Source organism: Streptomyces hoynatensis (assembly GCF_003626535.1).
GTDB classification, from domain to species: domain Bacteria; phylum Actinomycetota; class Actinomycetes; order Streptomycetales; family Streptomycetaceae; genus Streptomyces; species Streptomyces hoynatensis.
On the sequence record NZ_RBAL01000008.1, the window covers coordinates 300,799 to 323,456 of the forward strand.

A 22,658-nucleotide genomic window follows, 5' to 3' on the forward strand; every position below is an offset into this window, starting at 1 on the left:
GGGGCTCCTGGTTCAACGGCGCCTCGGGAAAGGCGAGTTCACCTTCCGCATCGGCTGAAGCCGGCAGCAGTCCGGCAGAAGTGGAGTTTCCGTGACCCACACGGCAGACGGCACGGCGACCGGCCCCCGGGGCCGGGACGCGGCCGGCGCGCACCCGGGCGGTGCGCCGTTTCCCCGCCCCCTCATCGACGAGCTCCTCGCCCGGCCCGGGGCGCCCGCGTTCGAATTCCGCGGCCGCGAGGTCACCCGGGCCGAGCTGCTCGGACTGATCCGGCGCTGCGCGGGCGGCCTGCGCGCCGCCGGCCTCGGCCCCGGCCGCACGGTGGCGCTGGCCACCGGGGTCACCCCGGCCGGCTTCGCCGCCCAGATGGCGGCCCTGCTGCTCGGCTGCCGGGTGATCGGGCTGCGCCCCGGGCTCACCCCGGGGCAACTCGCCCACGTGCTCGGCGGGGAGGTGGACGCGGTGGTCACCGACGACGCGGACGCACGGCCGGGGCTGCGCGCGGCCGCGGCCGGGCGGCCGCTGCTCGGCCTGGACACCGGGCTGCTGTCCGCCGCGCCCCTGCCTGAGGCGGAACTGGTGCCGCGGGGCAGGCCCGAGGACATCGCCCTGGTCAACCTCACCAGCGGCAGCACCGGAAACCCCAAGGGCTGCGCCCAGACCTTCCGTTCCCTTGACGCGAACTGGTCCTGGCAGCCCGCCCGCTGGACCGCGCGCACCGCCGAACTCGCCGCAAACTACGGCCGTTTCCTGCTCTTCGGCACCCTGACCAGCGCCGTGATGTTCGAGCACCTCGCCGTCTGCCTGCTCGGCGGCGGCACGGCCGTCATCCCCGAGGAGCCGCTCGACTTCCCCGAGGTCTTCGCGCGCCAGAGGATCACGGCCTGCCTGCTGACCGTGCCCAGGCTCCACCACGTGCTGGACACGCTGCGCCGCCGGCCCGTGGACACCGGCAGCCTGCGGGTGCTGATCGTCTCCGGCTCGCCCCTGACGCCGCACCGGATGGCCGAGGCGGTGGAGCGGCTCGGCGGCGCCGTCCACCAGGGGTACGGGCAGACCGAGACCGGCATGCTGACCCTGCTGACCCCCGCAGAACTGGCCGCGGGACCGCGCGAGGTGCGCTCCTCGGTCGGCCGCCCCTGGGTCGGGGTGGAGCTGAGCGTCCGCGACCGCGCCGGAAACCCGCTGCCCGCCGGGCAGACCGGGATCGTCTGGGCGCGGACCGAGGGCGCGTTCTCCGGCTACCTGGGCGACGCCGGGCAGACCGCGGAGGTGCTGCGGGAGGGCTGGGTGTGCACCCGCGACGTCGGGCGGCTGGACGAACGCGGCTACCTGTACCTGACCGGCCGCGCCCGCGACGTGATCATCATCAACGCGATCGTCCACTACGCGGGGGCGATCGAGGGGGCCCTCGCCGGGCACGGGGACGTGGACGCCGCCTATGTGGTGGGGGCGCCGGACGAGCGGACCGGGGAGGCGGCGCACGCCTTCGTCGTCCCGGCCGCGGGCCGCGCCCCCGACGTGGCGGCGCTGCGGGCGCACGTGGCCGCCGAGCTCGGCGAGGGGAGCGTGCCGGCCACGATCACGCTGCTCGACGAGGTGCCCGTCGCCCCCAGCGGCAAGCCGGACAAACGCGCCCTGCTCGCCCGGGTCCGCCCCGCCCGCGCCTGACCCCGCGCCGCCTGCCCCGCCCCCGCACCGGGGGCGGGGCAGGCAGGACGGCGCCGCCCCGGGGCGGGTTCCGCGACCGAGGTCCCGGTCCCGCGGCCGTGCGGCCGTGCGGCCGTGAGAACGTGAGCCCGCAGCCCGCCCCGCGCCGCGACCGCCAGGAGAGCGCCGATGCCCGTCACCACTCCGGAACCGCCCGCCTCGGTCCACCTGGCCGCGGACGACGGCCCGTTGCGGCGGGCCACCTCGCCCGCCGGGGGCCGCTTCGAGGCGGCGGGCGCGCTGGTCACCGTCGAGGCGGCCTCCGGCGGCGCCCCCGGCCTGCGGGTCCTGGCCCGGGCCGGCCGGGCCGGGCTCTCCCGGGTCGTCCTGCGCTGGCCCGGCGGCGTCGCGCCCGCCGCGCTGGTGCTGGGGGACGCCTGGGAGCGTTCCTACGGCGACCTGCAGTGGCGCCACCTCCAGCCGGAGCGGGTGCTGCCCTGGTACTGGCTGGCGCACGATCCCGGCGGCGGCCGCACCACGGGCATGGGCGTGCGCACCCGCCCCGGGGCCCTGTGCTCCTGGACGGTGGACGAGGACGGCGTCAGCCTGTGGCTCGACCTGCGGGCGGGCGGGCAGCCCGTGCTGCCGGGCGAGCGCGCGATCGAGGCCGCCACGGTGCTCGCCCTCGACACCGGGGAGCGCCCCTTCGCCGCCCTCGGCGAGCTGTGCGCGGCCATGTCCCCCGACCCGCTGCCGCCCGGCGGGCCCGTCGTCGGCTGCAACAACTGGTACTACGCCTACGGCCGGGGCTTCGGCCCCGAGGCGGTGCTGCGGGACGCCCGCACGATCGTGGAGTTCGCCGGCGGGCACCAGGTGCGGCCGTACTGCGTGATCGACGACGGCTGGACCGAGGGCGGCGGCAGCGCCCCCGGCGGGCCGTGGGACCGTGGCCTGCCCGGCGTCTTCGACGACATGCCGGGGCTGGCCGCGGCCGTCGCCGCGACGGGGGCCCGCCCAGGGCTGTGGTTCCGGCCGCTGCTCAGCCGGGTGCGCACCGCGGCCACGCCCTCGCCCGCCGTCCTCGACGGCGGCCACCCGCTCGACCCCTCCCTCCCGGCCGCGGTGGCGGCGGTGGCCGAGGACGTGGCCCGCTTCCGCTCCTGGGGCTTCGAGCTGATCAAGCACGACTTCAGCAGCCACGACTTCTTCGGCCGCTTCGCCCGCCCGGGCGGTCCGCCCGAACTCGCCCGGCCCGGCCTCGCGCTCGCCGACCGGCGCCGCACCAGCGCCGAGGTCCTGGTGGACTTCTACCGCGCGCTCGCCCGGGCGGCGGACGGCGCCCTGCTCATCGGCTGCAACACCGTGGGCCACCTGGCCGCCGGGCTGGTCCACGTCCAGCGCACCGGGGACGACACCTCGGGCCGGACCTGGGAGCGGACCCGGCGCATGGGCGTCAACACCCTGGCGTTCCGCCTGGCCCAGCACGGGCGCCTGTACGCCGTGGACGCCGACTGCGTGCCCTGCACGCCCGGCACCGACTGGGAGCTCAACCGCCGCTTCCTCGACCTGGTCGCCCGCTCGGGCACCGCCCTGTTCGTCTCGGTGGACCCCGCGGCCCGCACCGCGCGCACGGACGCGGACCTGTCGGCCGCGGTCGGGCTCGCCCTGGACGGCGGCCTGCCGGGCGGGATCGAGCCGCTCGACTGGCTCACCACCACGGCGCCGCGCCGCTGGCGCGCCGGGGAACACACCCTGCTGACCGACTGGTCCGAGCCGTGGGGCGCCTGGCCGCTCCCCGTGTGACCCCGCCGCCGCGGCCGTCGCGGACCCGTGGCACGGCGGGGCGCGCGCCGTACAGTCGAGGGACCGGTGCGGCCACGAGCGCAGGAGGTTCCCCTTGACGCAGCAGCAGTCCGCCGAGCCCGTCCTGGCCGGCGTGCGCAACTTCCGCGACCTGGGCGGCCTGCCCGCCGCCGGCGGGCGCCGGGTCCGCCACGGGGTGCTCTTCCGCAGCGGCCACCTCGCGCAGGCCACCGCGGCCGACCGCGCCTTCCTCACCTCGCTCGGCCTGCACACCGTCTTCGACTTCCGCAACGCCGCCGACCGGGCGCTCGAAGGCCAGGACGCCGCGCTGCCCGGGGTGCGGATGGTGAGCCTCCCGCTGACCGCGGCCGAGGACGGCGCCGAGTTCTGGGCGCTGGTGCGCGAGGGCAGCCTCGCCGAGCTGCGGGCGGCGCTCGACGGCGGCCAGGCGGTCGGCCGCATGCTGCGCACCTACCGCGAGATCGTGCTGCACCGCACGGCCGAGCTGGGGCGGGTGCTGCGCGAGCTGAGCGAGGGCGCCCTCCCGGCGCTGCTGCACTGCGCGGCGGGGAAGGACCGCGCCGGGCTCACCACGGCCCTGGTACTGCTCGCCGTGGGCGTGGACCGGGAGGCGATCGGCGCCGACTACGTGGAGTCCAACGCGCCGCACCGGCGTTACCCGCTGCGCCGCGGGGCGGGCGAGGGCGGCGGCGAACCGCCCGCTGAACTCGCCGCGTTGCTGGCGCCGCTCTTCGACGCGCGGGCCGAGTACCTGCGGGCGGCGTTCGACCAGATCGACGAGACCTGGGGCGGCGTCGACCGCTACCTCACCGAGGCCCTCGGCCTCGGCCCGGCCGGCCGCGAGCGGCTGCAATCCCGCCTGCTCGACGAGCGCTGAGCCGCGCGGGCCTTCGGCGTCCCCGGCGGGGCAGCGGACCGGGCAGCCGCCGGGGCCGGGGCCCGGCGGGGGGTTACTTCTGGCGGAGGACCACGAAGTCGGCCAGGGCGGTGAACCGTTCGCGCACGCCGCCCGGCAGGCCGAGGCCGTCGAGCGCGTCCAGGGCCCTGCGGTGCCTGCGCGCCGCCTCCTCGGTCGTCCAGCGGCGCCCGCCCGCCTCCTCGATGAGCGCGGCGCGCTCGGCGAACTCGTCCTCGCCGAAGTCGTCGAACTCCTCCTGCGACTTCTTCACGTCCGCCGTCAGCAGGGCGGTGAGGCGCTCGGCCGCGGCTCCCCCGGCGGCCAGGGCGGCGACGACCGGAAGCGACTTCTTGCGCTGCCGCAGGTCGCTCCAGGTCTGCTTGCCCGTGGTGCCGGGGTCGCCCCAGATGCCCAGCAGGTCGTCGACCGCCTGGAAGGCGAGGCCCAGGTGGTGGCCGAAGGTGTCGAGGGCGTCGGCCAGCCGCTCGTCGGCGCCGCCGAGCACCGCGCCGATCGAGGCGGCGCAGGCGAGCAGCGCCCCGGTCTTGTTGCCCTCCATCTCCAGGCACTCGGCGACGCTGACCCGCTCGCGGTGCTCGAAGACGATGTCCTGGGCCTGCCCGTCGACGAGCTTGCGGCTCGCGGCGGCCAGCCGCCCGGCCGCGCGGGCCGCGTGGGTGGTGCCGCCCCTGAGGATGGTCTCCACGGCGAGCGCGAAGAGCGCGTCGCCGACCAGGATGGCCTGGGCGGGGCCGTGCACCTTCCAGACGGTGTCGCGGTGCCTGCGCTGCTCGTCCCCGTCCATCAGATCGTCGTGCAGCAGCGAGAAGTTGTGCACCAGTTCCACGGCGACGGCGCCGGGCACGCCGACCTCGGGGTCGGCCCCCGCGGCCTCGGCGGACAGCAGCGCGAGCGCCGGGCGGACCGCCTTGCCGCTGTCGGCGTCCGTGGGGCGGCCCTCGGCGTCGATCCAGCCGAAGTGGTAGGCGGCGACGGTGTCCATCGGCGGGGCGAGCCGCCCCACGGCGGTGCGCAGCGCGGGCGCGGAGAGGGCCCTGGCCCGATCCAGGAGCGCCGTGGCGGCCTCCCATGTCCTGGGCTCTGGCTGTGCGTCTGCGGGGCTCACGGGCTCTCCTTCATGCGATGTTCTCCGGCCGGCGGGGCCGGCGCGGCCCGGGGCGGCGCGCCGCGGCGTGCCTGCCCCGGGGTCCCGCGGGCCTGGCCCGTGGGCTGCTGTTCCGAGTCTGCGGCAGGCCGTCCGCCCGCCCTCCCCCGGGGGTGGTACCGGCGCGGTGGGCCCGGCGGCGCGCCCGCCCCCACCCTGCCGCACGGCCCGGCCCGCCGCACGCCCGGCGCCGCCGAACGGGGCGGTGCGCGACGCGCCCCGGCACGCGAACGCCGGAACCCGGGCGCGCGGCGGCGCGAGCCGCCGGACGTCCCGCACGCGGCGGACGGCCGGCGCGCGGCGGACGGCCTGCGCGCGGCGGACGGCCTGCGCGCGGCGGACGGCCCGGGCTCGCCCGGTGGCCCGGGGGCGGCGCGTGGCGGGGGCTCATCGGGTGGCCGCCCCGGCGGCGGCGAGTCCGCTGCGCACGGCGCCCTCCATCGTGGCGGGCCAGCCGGTGGCCGTCCACGCCCCGGCGAGGTAGAGGCCCTCGGCCCGGGTCACCGGGCCCGGCCGCAGCCTGCCCGTGCCGGGCGCGGGCGCGAAGGTCGCCTCCCGCTCCCTGGTGACGAAGAAGTCGCGCACCCGGGCCCCGGCCGCGGCGGGCAGCAGCCCGGCCAGCTCGGCCAGGTAGCGCTTGCGCAGCACGTCGGCGGGCAGGTGGATCTCCTCGGCCGCCGCCGACTGGGACAGCGCCAGGTACTGGCCCGCGCGGAGCCCGGAGGGGCCGGTGCGGTCGAAGACCCACTGCACCCGCCCGCGGATCGCCGCGAGGAAGGGCACGGGCAGCACCCGCCGGTCGTAGACGACGTGCACGTTGAGGATCGGCGCGGTGCCAAGGCGCAGCAGCCGGTCCGGTTCCGGCAGCGCGCCCGGCGGCAGCAGGGCGTGCGCGGCGCGCTGCGGCACGGCGAGCACGACGTCCCGCGCGCTCAGCTCCGCCTCGCCCGCGCCGGGGGCGCCGCCCGGCGTGCCGTGCCGGGAGCGCACCGCCACCCGCCAGCCGCCGCCGGGCGCGGGGCGCAGCCGCGCCGCCCTGGTGGCGCGCAGGACCCGGACGCCCGCCCGCTCCAGGGCGGCCCCCGCCAGGGTGTCGTGCAGGCGGCCGAGCGGGACCAGCGGCAGCCCGATGTCCGCCGCGCCGGGGCTGGTGAGCAGGCCGGTGCGGAAGACCATCGCCGCCAGGGCGAGGGAGACGTCCCCGGCGCGCGCGTTCAGGGTCGCCACGCCGATCAGGTCCCACAGGGCGTGCACGGCCCCCGGGCTCTGCCCGTGGCGGCGCAGCCAGCTGCCGAAGTCCCGCTCGTCCAGCGCGGGGTCGGCCGGGTCGAGGCGGCGCAGGCCGAGCACGGCCCGGGCGGCGGCGGCCCGTTCGCCCGGCGTGAGGTGCGGGTAGCGGGCCAGGCTGGCCGCGAGGTGCAGCGGGGCGGGCGGCAGCGCCGATCTGCGGATGCGGCCGAGCCGCCCGGCCGCGGCGTCGAGCACCGGCACGTCGAGCCTGGGCTGCACCGGGGCGAGGGCGCTGCCGCCGATCCGCCGCAGCAGGCCCCGGTAGGCGGTGCAGCAGCGCAGGTAGACGTGCTGCCCGTTGTCCACGGTGAGCGGCCCGGCCGGGGAGTCGCGGCGGAAGGAGAAGGCGAGCCCGCCGAGCCTTGGGCGCGTCTCGACGAGGGTGACCCGGCGCCCGCGGTCGGCCAGCGCGAGGGCCGCGGTGATGCCGGCGAGGCCGCCGCCGATCACCACGGCCTGCCGGGGGCCGCGGGCGGCGCTCACCGGTGCTGCCGCCTGGCGACCCGCCTGGCGTCCACGCCGCTGAGCCCGCGCACGGCGACCAGCACCTTCTGCGGGGCAGGCAGCGAGACCCGCCCGCGCAGCACGGCCCGCGGGTCGGCGGCGATGCGTTCCAGCAGCCTGCGGTAGATCCCGGCCATGGCCGCGACGCAGGCGGCGGAGCGGCGGTCGAGCTGGGGCAGCAGCCGGAAGCCCTCGGCGAAGAGCCGGCGGGCGCGGGCCGCCTGGAACCTGACGAGGCCGGCGAAGTCGGCGCCAGGCGGCGGCGCGCCGCGGGTGGCGACGGCCTCGCAGCCGAACGTCCGCAGCTCCCCCGCCGGGAGGTAGGTACGGCCGCGGGCGGCGTCCTCCCGGACGTCGCGCAGGATGTTCGTGAGCTGGAGGGCGAGGCCGAGGGTGTCCGCGAACTCGGGGGCGCGTTCCGCGTCCGGCACGCCGGGGAGCGTGCCGAAGACCCCGAGCGAGAGCCTGCCCACCACCCCGGCCACCCGGCGGCAGTACAGCCGCAGGTCCTCCCAGGTCTCGTAGGTGTGGCCGCGCACGTCCATCAGCACGCCGTCGATCAGCTCGTCGAGGCCGTCGACCGGGATGGGGAAGCGGCGGGTGGCGTCGCCGAGGGCCACCGCCACGGGGTCGGTGGCGTCCTCGGGCACCTCGCCCGCGCGGACCCGCCCGAGCAGGGCGCGGGCCTCGGCCAGCCTGGCCTCCTTGGCCTCGGTGCCCAGGTCGCCGTCGCCGATGTCGTCCACGCGCCGGGCGAAGGCGTACAGGGCGTACAGCGGCTGCCGCTTGGCCGGGGGCATGAGGCGCACGCCGTAGCTGAAGTTCCTCGCGTGCTGGGTGGAGACGGCCTCGCAGTAGCGGTAGGCGGCGACGACGGCGGGGGAAAGGGGCGGTCTCTCGGTCACGGGTTGGCGCTCATGTTCCTCTTCGCAGTGTCGTCACCGCCGCGTACAGCAGTCCCGCCCTGCTCGGTTTCGGCGGTCCGGCCAGCACGTCGTACCCGGCGTCGGCGATGGCCTTGGCCGCTGCCCTGCCGCCGCCGACGAAGCCGGCGAGCAGCAACCGCAGCCGCCCGGTGAGGCTCCCCACCAGGGGGGCGCCCTCGTCGAGCAGCCTACGTGCCTGGTCGGTCAGGTATGCGATCAGGGTGCGCACGGAGGCGCCGGCGGTGGGGGTGGCGAGGTCCTCCTCGGCGACGCGAAACCGCGCCATGAGGTCGGCCGGCAGGTAGATCCGGCCCTTGGCGAGGTCCTCCGGGACGTCCTGGAGGTGCTCGATCAGCTGGAGGGCGGTGCACACCGCGTCGGAGTGCCGCACCCGCTCCGGGGTGCTGGTGCCGGTGACGGCGAGCACGAGGCGGCCGACGGGATTGGCGGACAGCTCGCAGTAGCCGAGCAGGTCCTCCAGGCTCGCGTAGCGGTGGACGCGCTGGTCGAGGCGGTTGGCCTCGATGAGCGCGAGGAAGGGCTCGGGGCGAAGGCCGGCGCGCCGCACGGTGGGGATCAGCTCCCGCAGCAGCGGGTGCCCGGGCGGGGGGCCGCCCTCCGCGGCGGCGAAGACGCGCCGCAGGTCGGCCTCCACCGCGTCCAGCATGGCGGGCCTGTCCCCGGCGCGGTCCGCGTCGAGCCCGAGCAGGACGGCGTCGGCGCCGCCTGGGGCGAGGTCCCCGTCGCCGATGTCGTCGACGAGCCTGGCGTAGCCGTACAGGCTCATCAGGTCGGCCCGCCAGGCGCGCGGCAGGAAGCGCGGCGCCACCGGGAAGTTCTCGTGCGCCGCCTTGGCCAGGACGCCCTCGGCCGGCCCCGCCGCCGCGCTCGTCCCCGGGCGCCGCCCGGCCGCCCCCGCCGCGTCGGCCCTCCCGGTCTTCCCCGGCCGCTGTGCTCTCGCCCTCCCGCCGGTCCGGCCCCGGTCGGGCCCGGGCAGGCTGCTGGTCATGCTGCCCTTCTCCCTCACGTCCGCCTCGCCACCGCCGTACCCGCGGCACGCGCCGCACCCGCGCCAGGCCCGTGCCGCCGGCACCACCGGACCGCTGCCGGGCCGCCGCCGGGCCGCCGCCGGGCACGGCCGGTGCGGCCGGGCCACCGCCCGGCGGCGGGCGGTGCCGCTGCCTGGCCGTGGCCCCGCCCGCGGCCCGGCGGCTACTTTCCGGTCTCTTCCTCGTACGCCTTCAGCACCTGGTCGGCCGGGCCGTCCATCAAGAGCTCGCCCTTCTCCAGCCACAGCACCCGGTCGCAGGTGTCCCGGATCGTCTTGTTGTTGTGGCTGACCAGGAAGACCGTGCCCGCCTCCGAGCGCAGCTCGCGAATGCGCTGCTCGGAGCGGCGGCGGAAGGACTTGTCGCCGGTGGCCAGGGCCTCGTCGATCATCAGCACGTCGTGGTCCTTGGCCGCGGCGATGGAGAAGCGCAGCCTGGCCTGCATGCCGGAGGAGTAGGTCCGCATCGGGAGGCTTATGAAGTCGCCCTTCTCGTTGATGCCGGAGAAGTCGACGATCTGCTGGTACCGGCTGCGGATCTGCTCGCGCGTCATGCCCATGGCAAGTCCACCGAGTATGACGTTGCGCTCGCCGGTGAGGTCGTTCATCAGGGCCGCGTTGACGCCGAGCAGCGAGGGCTGCCCGTCGGTGTAGACCCGGCCCCGCTCGGCCGGCAGCAGCCCGGCGATGGCGCGCAGCAGCGTGGACTTGCCCGAGCCGTTGCTGCCGATCAGGCCGATCGCCTCGCCCCGGTAGGCGACGAAGGTGACGCCCCGCACCGCGTGCACCTCGCGGACCCGGGAGGCCGGGGACTCGCGGCGCAGGATGCGGCGCAGCGCGGAGGTGGCATTGCCCCTGGCGGATGCGCCGTAGACCCGGTAGACGATGTGCAGGTCGTCGGCCACGACGGTGGGGATGCGGCCGTCGGCCTCGGAGGGGATGCCTGCCCCGGGCCGCAGGCCCGTCTCGGAAGGGATGTCGCTTTCAGCCACGGCCGTACTGCTCCTCCGCCTTCCAGAAGTACACGAACCCACCGGTTCCGAAGACCACGGCCCAGCCGAGGGCCCACAGCCAGGTGCTGGTGGGGACAGTATCGTGATAGCTGCCGTGCATCAGCGCGTAGCGCATCAGGTCCATGTAGACGGCGGCGGGATTGGCCTGCATGATGTCGCCCACCCAGCCGGGGACGTCCGAGCCGTCCAGCTTCTCACGCAGCGGGAACATGACCCCTGAGGCGTACATCCAGGTGCGCAGGATGAAGGGCATCAGCTGGGCCAGGTCCGGGGTGTTGCTGCCGAGGCGCGCCATGACCAGGGCGAGCCCGGTGTTGAAGAGGAGCTGGAGGAGCAGGGCGGGGACGACCGCGAACCAGGTCCACGTCGGCCAGTGCTGGAAGCCGAGCATGACGATGACCAGGACGGACATCGAGAAGAGCAGCTGCTGGAGCTGCTGCAGGGAGAAGGAGATGGGGAGCGAGGCCCGGGGGAAGTGCAGGGCCCGCACCAGGCCGAGGTTGCCGGAGATCGCCTTGACGCCCGACATCACCGAGTTCTGCGTGAAGGTGAAGACGAAGACGCCGGTGACCAGGAAGGGGATGTACTCGCTGTTCCCCATCCCGCCGCGCCCCTTGAGCACCAGGCCGAAGATGAAGAAGTAGACGCAGGCGTTGAGCAGCGGGGTGACGACCTGCCACAGCTGGCCGAGCCTGGCCTGGCCGTACTGGGCCATCAGCTTCGCCTGGGAGAAGGCGAGGATGAAGTGGCGGCGGCTCCACAGCTGCCGCGCGTACTCCCCCAGCGAGGGCCTGGCCCCACTGACGGAAAGACCATGTCGGGCCGCTAGCTCGGCCAAAGACACATCGCGTGGTGGCGCACTCGCGCGCGTGGTCTCACTCACCTTGAAAACTCTCGTCCTCGCAGGGCAGCAGGCGGATGGGCGCCGCGCAGCGGCGGCTTCTGGATCGTCTCAGATCCGGCCCCGTCAGATGACAGGAGGTCGGCCGAGACGCGTCAGGCGCCATACCGTACGCCAACGCATCGGCTTGCGGGGACCACAGGGGGTCCGCCAGCCCTCCGCGAAGCCCCCGAACCACGCCTTGAGGGCGGCGCGGGAGGGCCTGCGCAGCAGCGTCAGCAGCAGCCACACCAGGAGGTACACGGGAACGAGCGGCAGTGGAAGGTTGCGGCGGGCCAGCCACACGCGGTTTCTGGCCACCATACGGTGATACACCGCGTGCCGGGAGGGGGCGGTCGCGGGGTGGTGCAGCACCATGTCGGCGCGGTAGTCGATGCTCCAGCCTGCGTCCAGCGCCCGCCAGGCCAGGTCGGTCTCCTCGTGCGCGTAGAAGAAGTGGTCGGGCAGCCCGCCGACCTGCTGGAAGACCTGGGTGCGCACGGCGTTGGCGCCGCCGAGGAAGGTGGTCACCCTGGAGGAGCGCAGGGGGTCGGAGGCCCGCAGCCGCGGCACGTGGCGGCGCTGGGTGGTGCCGGTCAGCGGGTCGGCGATGCGGAAGCTGATGATCCCGAGGCGGGGGTCGGCCTCGAAGGCGGCCCGGACCAGCTCGGCCGTACCTTTGTCCGGAAGCAGTCCGTCGTCGTCCAAAAACAGCAGGACATCGACGTCTCCGCCGCCCGGGCCGAAGGTCTCGATGCCCGCATTCCGGCCACCGGGGATGCCCAGGTTCTCCGGAAGCTCCAGGCTGCGCACCCCCTCGGGGAGGTCCCCGAGCGAGGAGCCGTTGCCGACGACCACGACGTCGATGGGCGCGCCGTCCTGGGCGGCCACCGAGTCCAGCAGCGCCCTGAGCTCGCCGGGGCGGTCGCCCATGGTGAGGATGACCGCGCCGAGCTTCAGCTGTGCCGTCCCCACCGCATTCACCGCAGCCTGCTCGACGCGAGGATGGACACCAGGTGCAGCAGGGTCTGCACCAGGGCGATCGCGGCCAGCAGCACCACGCCGAGGCGGGTGAAGAACAGGTCGCCCCGTATCGCGTCGAGCACCGCGAGGAGCAGGATCAGCAGCGAGGCCTCCACCCCGCCGACCAGCCGGTGGAACTTGAGGGCCGAGGCGGCGCGCCTGGCCAGGGCGAGCCCGGAGGAACGCGGCGCCGCGGCCTCGTCACGCACCGCGGGCAGGCCGCCGCGGATGCGGGCGACGTCGACCAGGTCGGTCTCCGCCTTGATCAGGATGGCGCCCAGCGCGGCCACGGTGCCGAGGAAGGCCCACAGCCAGTTCGGCGCCTGCCCCTCCCGGGCGAAGACGTCGGCCGCCCGCAGGCCGAAGCCGGTGAGCAGCCCGGCCTCGGCCAGGTAGTGGCCCACGCGGTCCAGGTAGACGCCGGTGATGGAGGTCTGGGCGCGCCAGCGGGCCACCTCGCCGTCCACGCAGTCCAGCAGCAGGTAGACCTGGATGAGCAGGGCGCCGAGCACGCCGCCCGCCAGGCCGGGGATCAGCAGCGAGGCCCCGGCCGCGAGGCCGGCGAGGACCATCAGGTACGTCAGCTGGTTGGGCGTGACGCGGGCGCCGACCAGGTGCCTGGTCCAGCGCAGCGAGATCTCCCGCATGTACAGGCGTCCCGCCCAGTGCTCCCCGCTGCGCCGGTCCTTGACCCCCGGCGGGTGCACGACCGGGCGGAGCTCAGCTACCGATGGTTTTGACATAGTCCGCGTACGCGTCCCTGATCTCGTCGTTGGTGAGGTCGAGGTGCTCGAGAATCGTGTAACGGCCGGGTCGGGTCTGTGGTGCGAAGGCGACCGCGGTCACGAATTCGTCGAGGGTGAAGCCGATGTCGTCCGGCCGTACCGGAAGCCCGTGCCGGCGCAGGGTCTCGCTGATCAGCAGGCACTGGTCCCGCGCCCCGCGCAGGTGCATCGCGAAGGCGGCGCCGAGGCCGACCTGCTCGCCGTGCGGGGCGGAACGCCGGGGGTACAGGATGTCCAGGGCGTGGCTGATCTCGTGGCAGGCGCCGGAGGAGGGCAGGCTGTTGCCGGCGATCGACATGGCGATCCCGGTGAGCACCAGGGCGTCCGCGAGCACGGTGAGGAACGAGTCGTCCGCGCAGTCGCCCGGGTGGCGCAGCACCGCCTCGCCCGCCTGCCTGGCGAGGGCGGCGGCCAGCCCGTCGATCTGCTCGCCGGTCTCCCGGTGGGACAGCTCCCAGTCGGCGATGGCCGAGATGTTGGAGACGGCGTCGCCGATGCCCGAGCGCACGTAGCGGACCGGCGCCTTCCTGATCACGTCCAGGTCCACGACCAGGGCGATGGGGGCCGGCACGCCGTAGGAGCCGCGGCCCGCGTCGTTGTCCAGGGTGGACACCGGGGAGCAGATCCCGTCGTGGGCGAGGTTGGTGGCCACGGCCACCATCGGCAGGCCGACCCGGGCCGAGGCGTACTTGGCGACGTCGATGATCTTGCCGCCGCCCAGCCCGACCAGGGCGTCGTAGTGCTCGGAGCGCATGCGGTCGGCCAGCTGGACGGCGTCGTCGATGGTGCCGTCGCACACCTCGTACCAGTCGGCGCCGGGCAGGGCGGGGGCCAGCCGCTCGCGCAGGGCGGCGCCCGAGCCGTTGCTGATGGCGACGGCCAGCCGCCCCGAGGAGGAGATCCGCTGGTCGGCCAGGAGCCCCGCCAGGTTGTCCAGGGCCCCGGCGGCGATGTCGACCGAGACGGGGGACGGGATGAGGCGGGTCAGTACCGGCACGCGATCTCCCGTCCCCTGGCGAGATCCTCGTGGTTGTCGATCTCGACCCAGCTGACCTCGCCGATCGGCTCGGTGTCGACCCGGAATCCGCGGTGGACGAGCTCCTGGTACCCGTCCTCGTAGTAGAGCTGCGGGTCGCGCTCGAACGTGGCCTGCAGGGCGTCGGCCAGCTCGGCCGCCGCCTCCGGCTCGATCAGCGTGACGCCGATGTACTCGCCGGTGGCCTCGGCCGGGTCCATCAGCTTGGTGATGCGGCGCACGCCCTTCTCCGGGTCGGCGACGACCTTCATCTCCTCGTCGGCGAGCTTCTTGACGGTGTCCAGGGCGAGGATGATCCGGCCGCCTGCGCCCGGCTGCCGCTCCCGGGCGGCCAGGAGGGTGCGTTCGACGGAGGCGGGATGCACGGTGTCGCCGTTGGCGAGGATGACGCCCTCCTTGAGGACGTCGCGGGCGCACCACAGGGAGTAGGCGTTGTTCCACTCCTCGGCCTTGTCGTTCTCCACCAGGGTGAGCCGGACCCCGTGGCGGCGCTCCAGCGCGTCCTTGCGCGCGTACACGGCCTCCTTGCGGTAGCCGACGACGATGGCCGCCTCCTCGATGCCGACCTCGGCGAAGTTCGCCAGGGCCAGGTCGAGGACCGTCCTGCGCTCCTCCTCCACGGGGGACTCGACGACCGGCACGAGGGCCTTGGGCAGGGTGTCCGTGTAGGGGCGGAGGCGCCGTCCTGCGCCTGCGGCCAGCACGAGGCCGATCATGCGGGTTCTCCTGTTTCGTCGTGTACGGCGGGTGCCTGGGAGGAGATCCAGAAGCGGATGCTCTCCCCGAGCACCAGGAGCGCGAGCGCACCGCCGAGGAGCGCGAGCGCGACGGTGAATCCCCGGCCGGTCGCCCAGAGGGCGGCGGCCGCGGTGACCACGAGGGCGCGCCCCTCGTGTCCGCCGGAGGCCAGGACCAGCCAGCGGGGAGGCGCCCCGGCGCCGCCGCGGAGGCGGTACACCGTGTCGTAGTGATGGTAGGCGCAAGCGGCCACCAGTCCGAAAGCCCCTGGCAAGGCTCCATTTACCTGACCTTCGGATTGAAGGCGTGCGGCGAGGACCAGGATCGTGACGTACTCCCCGATCCGGAACAGCGGCGGCAGCAGCCAGTCGAAGGGCTTGCGCAGCGGGGCGACCAGGGCCTGGCCGGCGCAGAAGGCGTAGCCGAGCGCGGCGAGCACGGCGTACCAGCTGCCCGCCGCCTCCGGCAGGAGCACCACGCCCCCCAGCAGGACCGTGCCCGCGAGCGCCCACAGGGTGCTGGTGAGCGCGCCGCCGCTGGCGGCGCGGGCGGGCACCCGGCCCAGCAGGCCGGCGAGCGGCCCGCTGTCGGCGAGCGCGGTGAGGGCGCCCGCCGCCTCGGGGGTGGTGGCCGGGAGCCGGCGGGAGCGCAGCAGCCGGCCCGCGGTCGTGTAGCAGGCGGCGAGCGCGGAGGCGATCAGCAGCACGGTGAACGTCACGCGCGGGGTGGTGAGCGCGGTGAGCACGGCGATGAGGGCCCAGCGCTCCCCGATGGGGAGCACGATTATCCGGCGGGCCCACACCGTCCAGCCGATCGCGTCCAGCCGCCCGGAGAGGGAGACCGCGGGGGCGGCGGCGCCCGGGTCGGCGCCGCCCGAGGCGGCGGCCGTGAGGACGGGCCGGTGCGCCTCGTTGAAGGAGAAGTCCACGATGTGCCGGACGGTCTGCAGGACCATCGCGCCGAGCGCGAGCGCCCACACGTCGTCCTCGGCGCGGGCGGCGCCGAGGGCGAGCCCGGCGTAGTAGGCGTACTCCTTGGCCCGGTCGAAGGTGGCGTCGAGCCAGGCGCCGAGGGTCGAGTACTGCAGGGAGTACCGGGCGAGCTGCCCGTCGGTGCAGTCGAGGACGAAGGAGCACAGCAGCAGCACCCCGGCCGCGACGAAGCCGCCGCGGGTGCCGGTGGCCGCGCAGCCCGCGGCGATCAGCGCGGTGAGCAGCGAGGCGGTGGTGACCTGGTTGGGGGTGAGGCCGCGGCGGGCGCACCAGCGGGCCAGGTAGCGCGAGTAGGGGCTGACGAAGTGGGTGGTGAAGAAGCCGTCGCGGGACTTCACGGCGCTGCGCAGCCGGACCGCTTCCTCGTCCACGGCGGCCACGGCCCGCACCGCCTGCGCGCGGGCGCCCTCGCTGGTGGGCACGCCGGCCACCAGCGTGCCGAGCTCGGGCCGGTGCACACGGACGCCTGCGGCGGCCATCCGGCCGGCGAGGCGGTCCGCCAGGCAGGCGGCGGGCGGGGCGGCGACGGAGCGGGAGGCCCCGGGCTCCTCGGCGGCGGCCTGGGCGCCGTGCGCACGGGCGTCCTGCGTCAGCGCGGCGGCGAGCGCGCCGCGCTCGGGGGCGGTGACGGTGACGGCCCCCGGGATGGCGGCGGCGGCGAAGCGCGGGTCGGTGAGGCCGAGCCTGAGGCTGTGCCGGTGCCCGACGAACCGCGGGTCGACCACCGCCACCCGCTCGCCCGCCGGCACGGAGGCGAGCGCGCCGCTCAGCTCGGCGGCGTTCTCCGCCGCCCGCACGGTGAACCCGAGCGCCCGCAGGTCGTCTTCGAGTGGCGCCCCCGAGACGGGCGGACCGGTGAGGATCGCGGTCGACAGCTGAACTCACTCCTTGAGGCAGAACCGCCCTCTGCGGCCTGCACGTCGGCAGAGATTATCTGATGACCACCCTGCGGCAATAACGGCGTTGGGATCAGGAAACCCGGAGTTCACGTCGTTCGCCGCCGAGCGGGCAGATGCGACCTTACGTGATCGCACGGACACGGGGCGCGGTCGCCGTAGGCTGCCGTCATGACCTGGCTGATCACCGGCGGTGCCGGTTACATCGGAGCGCACGTAGTCGACGTCATGCGAGCCGCGGGCGAGCGGGTGGTGGTGCTGGACGACTTCTCCACCGGCCTGCCCGGCCGCCTTCCCGCGGGGCTGCCCGTCGTCCGCGGCTCGGTCGCGGACCGGGCGCTCCTCGACCGCACGCTGGCCGGGCACGAGGGGCGCGAGGAGAACCGGATCACCGGCGTGGTGCACCTGGCGGCCCGCAAGCAGGTCGCCGAGTCGGTGGCCGAGCCGCTGCGCTACTACCGGGAGAACGTGCACGGGCTGACCGTGCTGCTCGAGGCCGTCGCGGCGGCGGGGGTGCGGCGCTTCGTCTTCTCCTCCTCGGCCGCGGTCTACGGCCAGGCCCCCGCCTCCGGCCTGGTCACGGAACAGACGCCCTGCGCGCCGGTGAACCCCTACGGCGAGACCAAGCTGGCCGGCGAGTGGCTGGTGCGGGCGGCCGGGCGCGCGCACGGCATCGCGACCGTGTGCCTGCGCTACTTCAACGTGGCGGGGGCCTCGCGCCCCGAGCTGGCGGACGCCGGGGCCGCGAACGTCATCCCGATGTTCTTCGACCGGCTCGCCGAGGGCCTGCCCCCGCAGATCTTCGGCGACGACTACCCCACCCCCGACGGCACCTGCGTGCGCGACTACGTGCACGTCGCGGACCTGGCCGAGGCGCACCTGGCCGCCGCCCGCCTGCTGGAGCGCCCCGAGGCGACGGCCGAGCCCGGCGACCTGACGGTGAACGTGGGCACGGGCCGCGGCGCCTCGGTGCGGGAGCTGGCCACCCTGGTGGCGGAGGTCACCGGGCTGCGCGAGCCGGCCCCCGAGGTCGCCCCGCGGCGCCCGGGCGACCCCGCCCGGGTGGTCGCCTCCGCCGACCTGGCCCGCGAGCGCCTCGGCTTCACGGCGCGCCGGGACCTGACCGACATGGTCGCCTCGGCCTGGGCGGGCAGGCAGGCGGCGGGCGACACCGCCCCCTCGGCCGCGCTCGCCGCCGGCGCCGGGAAAGCCTCAGGATCGGGCCGGCCGGGTCGGCCGGGCCGATGACAACGGTGTTCAGTGCCGCGTTGCCCCCGGCCCTGCCCGGATAGTTCACTGGGGGCGAGGGGCGGCTCGGCCCCTCCCGGAACGCCGGCCGGCCCGGCCCGGCGCGGACGGCGCACGCCGGGCCGGGGACGGTGCGGGCCGGGCAGGACGGTGCGGGCCCGGGCGGCGGGGCGCAGGACGGCAGCAGGACGGCAGCAGGACGGCAGAGGGAGGTGTCAGGGGCGCATGGGCGCAGGACATCACCACGGCGGCGCGCCGCGGAGCGGCCCGCACACGGCGGGCGCCGCCCACCGCGGGCGGCTGCGGATCGCGCTGGCCCTCGCGTGCGCGCTGCTGGTGGCCGAGCTCGCCGGGGCGGCGGTCACCGGCTCGCTGGCGCTGCTCGCCGACGCCGGGCACGTGGCCACCGACGCGGTCGGCCTGGCCATGGCGCTCTTCGCCGTCCACGTGGCCGCCAGGCCGGCCAGCGAGCGGCGCACCTTCGGCTTCGCCAGGATGGAGATCCTGGCGGCCCTGCTCAACTGCCTGCTGCTGCTCGGCGTCGGCGGCTACCTGCTGGTCGAGTCGGTGGCCAGGCTGGGCGCGCCCGCCGAGGTGCCCGGCGGCCCCACCGTGGCCTTCGGCGCCCTCGGCCTGGCGCTGAACTGCGCCTCCCTCGCCGTGCTGCTGCGCGGCAGCCGGGAGAGCCTGAACGTGCGCGGCGCGTTTCTCGAGGTGGCCGCCGACGCGCTGGGCTCGCTCGCCGTGGTGGCCGCCGCGCTGGTGATCCTCGCCACCGGCTGGCAGCGCGCGGACCCGATCGCCTCGCTGGCCATCGCCGTGCTGATCGTGCCCAGGACGGTGCGGCTGGCGCGCGAGGCGCTGGACGTCCTGCTGGAGACCGCGCCGCCGGAGGTGGAGGTGGCCCGGGTCAGGGAGCACATCCTCGGGCTGCCCGGCGTCCGGGACCTGCACGACCTGCACGTGTGGACGATCACCTCGGGGATGCCGGTGCTGTCGGCGCACGTCGTGGTGGACCAGGAGGCCCTGGACGCGGTGGGCCAGGAGCGGATGCTGCACGACCTCCAGGGCTGCCTCGGCGAGCATTTCGAGGTGGCGCACTGCACCTTCCAGCTGGAGCCTTCGGGGCACGCCGAGCACGAGCCCGGCCTGTGCCACTGACCGGTGGGGCAGACTGGGCACGGGGCCACCGCGCGAGGTCCGCGAGGAAGCAGGAGGCCGGGCAGGAGGCCAGGACCTGCCGGGCAGGCGGGCAGGACCTGCCGGTCAGTGCGGCGCACGGGCCGTCGCGCGGCGCGCGCGGCGGCGGCCGGTCCCGGAACAGCAGCAGCACAGAAAAGGTAGACATGCCCCACAGCACAGCCACCGCCCCGGCCGTCGTCTCGGAACCCGTCATGCTCGAACTCGTCGACGAGGCGGGCCGGACGATCGGCACCGCGGAGAAGCTCTCCGCGCACCAGTCCCCGGGGCGGCTGCACCGGGCCTTCTCCGTCTTCCTCTTCGACCGCTCGGGCCGCCTGCTGCTCCAGCGGCGCGCCCACGGGAAGTACCACTCCCCCGGCGTGTGGTCCAACACCTGCTGCGGGCATCCCTACCCGGGGGAGCCGCCGTTCCTGGCCGCCACCCGCCGCACCGCGGAGGAGCTGGGCACGGCGCCGGCGCTGCTGCGCGAGGCCGGCACCGTCAGCTACCACCACCGCGACCCGGAATCCGGCCTGGTGGAGCGCGAGTTCAACCACCTGTTCGCGGGCGTGGTCGACCAGGACCCGCGGCCCGATCCGGCCGAGGTGACGGAGACCGCCTTCGTCACCCCGGAGGAGCTGCGCCGGCTGCACGCCGGGCGGCCCTTCTCGGTGTGGTTCCGCACGGTGCTCGACGCCGCGCGGCCCGCGATCCGCGAGCTGACGGGCGCCGCCGCGGGCTGGTGAGGGCCCGCGCCCGGGGCCGCACGCCCGGCCCCGGCGCGCGGTCCGCGGTTTCGAGAGGCGAGCCGCCCCGGGCGCGGCGGCGCCGGTCAGCCGCCGTGCAGCGGCAGCGCGGCCCAGACCACCTTGCCTCCCGCGGCGGTCGGCTCCACCCCGCAGGCGCCGCCCGCCTCCGCGGCGGTGGCCTTCACCAGCAGCAGCCCCCGCCCGCTGGTGAGCTGCCGCTCGGGGGAGAGCTGCAGCGCCCTGGGCCGGTAGGGGTGGCCGTCCTCGACCGCAAGCCGGAGCAGGCCGGCCTGGAGGGTCACCTCGACGCCGATCTCGGGGGTGAGCAGGGCCGCGTGCCGTACGGCGTTGGTGACCAGCTCGGAGAGGATCAGCAGCGCACCGTGCAGCAGGTCGGCCCGCAGCGGCGGGTACTGGCGGCAAAGGAGGTCGCGGACCGCGTGGCGGACCTGCGGCACGGAGCCGTCCCTCGGGGCAACGGTGAACCGCCAGGTGCCGGTGGGCGCGTGGCTGCTCGTCCCCCTGGGACGCGGCAGGGCGCCGGTTCTCCTGTCCATGGTCCGAGTCTTGGCATGTGCCAGGGCAACATGACCAACAGACCGGAACTCGTCAGATATCGCTCGTTTTTTGGTCGCCGATTTCCGCTTAAGACAATTCGGCGACCGCTTTTTTAAACCCCGCCGGGAGGGCGCACGCGGGGCCCGCGCACGTCCTGGCGGGGCGCACCGTTGTGAATGCACGGCCTCCTGGCGCCCGGGCGCATCCCCGGGCCGCCCTCGCGATTCCGCACACGTGGCGAAATCGGATCGCCGCCCGATCGGCGCGTGTCGGGACCACGTCCGTTTCACGCGACGCAGCACCATACATGGCTACTATCACCATGTATATGAATTACCCCTAACCATAAGGAAAAGGGCAGAGGGCATTCGCCCTCATCATTTCGGAGAGTGTTCGACGCGCATCAGGGGCAAGGTCATCCCAACTCGATCCCCGCACGTTGGAGCACAGCTGTCATGGCTCTTCCGCAAGGTCCTCTGGAGCACCGCTACCAGGGGGAACACCCGGTGCGGACCCTCGCCTACCTCTTCAGGAAAGACCGGCTGCGGCTGCTCGTCGCGGTGCTGGCATTCGTCGTGAAACACAGCCCGGTCTGGCTGCTTCCGCTCGTCACGGCGAACATCATCGACATCGTCGTGGAGAAGCGGCCCATCTCCGAACTCGGCGGCAACACGCTCGTGCTCGTCGTGGTCCTGCTGCTCAACTACCCCACCCACATGCTCTATGTGCGCTGCATGCACTGCAGCGTCCGCCGCACCGGAACCGGACTTCGCTCGGCGCTGTGCCACCGGATGCAGGAACTCTCCATCGGTTATCACTCGCGAACGAGTGCGAGCGCCCTGCAGACCAAGGTGATCAGGGATGTGGAAAACATCGAGCAGTCGGTACAGCAGAGCGCCGACACCGGCCTTGCCGCCGTCATCTCGCTCATCGGCGGCCTGGTGGTGATCGGCCTGCGGGTCCCCGCCGCGCTGCCCGCCTTCGTGCTGGTCGTGCCGGCCGCCAGCCTGCTCGTCCGGCGGCTGCGCGAGAGACTGCGCAGCCACAACGAGCACTTCCGCAGACAGGTGGAGCAACTGTCCTCGCGCATCGGCGAGATGACCAGTCTCATGCCGGTGACCCGCGCCCACGGCCTGGAGCGCGCCGCCCTCGGCCGGGTGGACGGCACCCTGCGGCAGGTGCTCAGCGCCGGCATACGTCTTGACCTGCTCAACGGCCACTTCGGCGCGATCGCCTGGATTCTCCTCCAGACCATCGGCACGGCCTTCCTCGCGGGCGCGGCCCTGATCTCGTACTACGCCTGGCTGCCGATCAGCCCGGGCGACGTCGTCATGCTCAGCACGTTCTTCACCACCCTCACCGGCTCCATGACGATGCTCATGGGCCTGGCGCCCATCGTGGCCAAGGGCCTGGAGTCGGTCCGCTCCGCCGGCGAGGTGCTCCAGGCCCCCGACCTGGAGGTCAACGCGGGGAAGGCGGAGGTCCCGGCCGTCATGGGCCGGATCGACTTCGAGTCGGTCACCTACCGCTACGACGCCGAGGGGGCCGCCGCGGTCACCGACTTCAGCCTCTCGGTACGGCCGGGCGAGACGGTGGCGCTGGTCGGCGCCTCGGGGGCGGGCAAGTCCACCATCCTGAACCTGCTCATCGGCTTCATCCGCCCGGTCTCCGGGCGGATCCTGCTGGACGGCGCCGACATGGCCACCCTCGACCTGCGCAGCTACCGGCGCTTCCTGTCCGTGGTGCCGCAGGACTCGGTGCTCTTCGAGGGCAGCATCAGGGAGAACGTCGGCTACGGCCTGCCCGACGTGGACGAGCAGACCGTGCGCGCCGCCCTGCGGGACGCCAACGCGCTGGAGTTCGTCGACCGGCTGCCCGGCGGCCTGGACACGGTGGTCGGCGAGCGCGGCGCGCGGCTCTCCGGCGGGCAGCGGCAGCGCATCGCCATCGCGCGGGCGCTGATCCGCGACCCGCGCATCCTGGTGCTCGACGAGGCCACCTCCGCGCTTGACACCAGGTCGGAGGCCCTGGTGCAGGAGGCGATGGACCGGCTGATGTGCGGCCGCACGGTCTTCGTGGTCGCCCACCGGCTCTCCACGGTCCGCAACGCCGACCGCATCGTGGTCCTCGATCAGGGCCGGATCTCGGAGATCGGCAGCCACGCCGAACTCCTCAGCCGCGGCGGGGCGTACGCCAGGCTGCAGTCGACCCAGGTGACCTGAGCGGCCACGGGGGCCGGACGCCCGGCCCCC

The 22,658-nt window shown here is 75.1% G+C and carries 19 protein-coding genes; 7 read left to right on the top strand and 12 right to left on the bottom strand.

Going from position 1 to position 22,658, the window contains the following annotated elements; translation table 11 throughout:
- Positions 1-91 precede the first annotated feature (91 nt).
- From D7294_RS16505 to D7294_RS16515, 3 genes are all read left to right on the top strand, one after another.
- Positions 92-1,672, top strand: a complete 1,581-nt coding sequence (locus D7294_RS16505; RefSeq protein ID WP_120680356.1) for a class I adenylate-forming enzyme family protein — start codon at positions 92-94, stop codon at positions 1,670-1,672.
- 168 nt (positions 1,673-1,840) lie between these two features.
- Positions 1,841-3,454, top strand: coding sequence for an alpha-amylase family protein (locus D7294_RS16510; protein WP_206619513.1), 1,614 nt, complete (start codon positions 1,841-1,843; stop codon positions 3,452-3,454).
- A gap of 94 nt (positions 3,455-3,548) precedes the next feature.
- The gene (locus D7294_RS16515) at positions 3,549-4,352 is read left to right on the top strand and encodes a tyrosine-protein phosphatase (protein WP_120680364.1); all 804 of its coding nucleotides are present in this window, start codon (positions 3,549-3,551) and stop codon (positions 4,350-4,352) included.
- A 73-nt stretch (positions 4,353-4,425) separates the two neighbouring features.
- Here D7294_RS16515 and D7294_RS16520 read toward each other — a convergent pair whose 3' ends face one another.
- The 11 genes from D7294_RS16520 to D7294_RS16570 form a co-directional block, all read right to left on the bottom strand.
- Positions 4,426-5,499 carry a polyprenyl synthetase family protein gene (locus D7294_RS16520; RefSeq protein WP_241562408.1) on the bottom strand — a complete coding sequence of 358 codons (1,074 nt, stop codon included), beginning with the start codon at positions 5,497-5,499 and terminating at the stop codon, positions 4,426-4,428.
- Positions 5,500-5,925: 426 nt separating this feature from the next.
- Complete coding sequence (hpnE, locus tag D7294_RS16525; RefSeq protein ID WP_120680366.1) at positions 5,926-7,311, bottom strand: hydroxysqualene dehydroxylase HpnE; 1,386 nt, start codon at positions 7,309-7,311, stop codon at positions 5,926-5,928.
- Positions 7,308-8,237: a presqualene diphosphate synthase HpnD gene (gene hpnD / locus D7294_RS16530; protein ID WP_241562409.1), complete on the bottom strand. Its 930-nt coding sequence runs from the start codon at positions 8,235-8,237 to the stop codon at positions 7,308-7,310. The genes hpnE and hpnD overlap by 4 nt, the downstream gene beginning before the upstream one ends.
- 10 nt (positions 8,238-8,247) lie before the next feature.
- Complete coding sequence (gene hpnC / locus D7294_RS16535; RefSeq protein WP_120680368.1) at positions 8,248-9,267, bottom strand: squalene synthase HpnC; 1,020 nt, start codon at positions 9,265-9,267, stop codon at positions 8,248-8,250.
- Positions 9,268-9,470: 203 nt separating this feature from the next.
- A complete protein-coding gene (locus D7294_RS16540; RefSeq protein ID WP_120680439.1) occupies positions 9,471-10,265 on the bottom strand; it encodes an ABC transporter ATP-binding protein in 795 nt (264 codons plus the stop codon).
- 25 nt (positions 10,266-10,290) lie between these two features.
- Complete coding sequence (locus tag D7294_RS16545; RefSeq protein ID WP_120680370.1) at positions 10,291-11,202, bottom strand: ABC transporter permease; 912 nt, start codon at positions 11,200-11,202, stop codon at positions 10,291-10,293.
- Between the two features lie 84 nt (positions 11,203-11,286).
- Entirely contained in the window at positions 11,287-12,132 is an 846-nt protein-coding gene (locus D7294_RS16550) for a glycosyltransferase family 2 protein (RefSeq protein WP_174248365.1), read from the bottom strand.
- Positions 12,133-12,179: 47 nt separating this feature from the next.
- Positions 12,180-12,965 (bottom strand): CDP-alcohol phosphatidyltransferase family protein, encoded by a 786-nt coding sequence (locus D7294_RS16555; protein WP_120680372.1) that lies wholly within the window; start codon positions 12,963-12,965, stop codon positions 12,180-12,182.
- Positions 12,943-14,004: an iron-containing alcohol dehydrogenase family protein gene (locus D7294_RS16560; RefSeq protein ID WP_120680374.1), complete on the bottom strand. Its 1,062-nt coding sequence runs from the start codon at positions 14,002-14,004 to the stop codon at positions 12,943-12,945. The genes D7294_RS16555 and D7294_RS16560 overlap by 23 nt, the downstream gene beginning before the upstream one ends.
- Entirely contained in the window at positions 13,992-14,759 is a 768-nt protein-coding gene (locus tag D7294_RS16565) for a phosphocholine cytidylyltransferase family protein (protein WP_120680376.1), read from the bottom strand. Before D7294_RS16565 ends, D7294_RS16560 begins: the two co-directional genes overlap by 13 nt.
- Positions 14,756-16,648 (bottom strand): DUF5941 domain-containing protein, encoded by a 1,893-nt coding sequence (locus D7294_RS16570; protein ID WP_120680378.1) that lies wholly within the window; start codon positions 16,646-16,648, stop codon positions 14,756-14,758. Before D7294_RS16570 ends, D7294_RS16565 begins: the two co-directional genes overlap by 4 nt.
- 192 nt (positions 16,649-16,840) lie before the next feature.
- Between D7294_RS16570 and galE the strand changes: the two genes are divergently transcribed.
- From galE to idi, 3 genes are all read left to right on the top strand, one after another.
- A complete protein-coding gene (galE, locus tag D7294_RS16575; protein ID WP_120680380.1) occupies positions 16,841-17,917 on the top strand; it encodes a UDP-glucose 4-epimerase GalE in 1,077 nt (358 codons plus the stop codon).
- A gap of 225 nt (positions 17,918-18,142) precedes the next feature.
- Positions 18,143-19,078 carry a cation diffusion facilitator family transporter gene (locus D7294_RS16580; RefSeq protein ID WP_120680382.1) on the top strand — a complete coding sequence of 312 codons (936 nt, stop codon included), beginning with the start codon at positions 18,143-18,145 and terminating at the stop codon, positions 19,076-19,078.
- Positions 19,079-19,263: 185 nt separating this feature from the next.
- Positions 19,264-19,845: an isopentenyl-diphosphate Delta-isomerase gene (gene idi, locus D7294_RS16585; protein ID WP_120680384.1), complete on the top strand. Its 582-nt coding sequence runs from the start codon at positions 19,264-19,266 to the stop codon at positions 19,843-19,845.
- An 86-nt stretch (positions 19,846-19,931) separates the two neighbouring features.
- Here the strand turns inward: idi and D7294_RS16590 are convergent, their stop codons facing one another.
- Positions 19,932-20,405, bottom strand: a complete 474-nt coding sequence (locus D7294_RS16590; protein ID WP_120680386.1) for an ATP-binding protein — start codon at positions 20,403-20,405, stop codon at positions 19,932-19,934.
- Between the two features lie 456 nt (positions 20,406-20,861).
- Between D7294_RS16590 and D7294_RS16595 the strand changes: the two genes are divergently transcribed.
- Entirely contained in the window at positions 20,862-22,628 is a 1,767-nt protein-coding gene (locus D7294_RS16595) for an ABC transporter ATP-binding protein (protein ID WP_120680388.1), read from the top strand.
- Positions 22,629-22,658 lie beyond the last annotated feature (30 nt).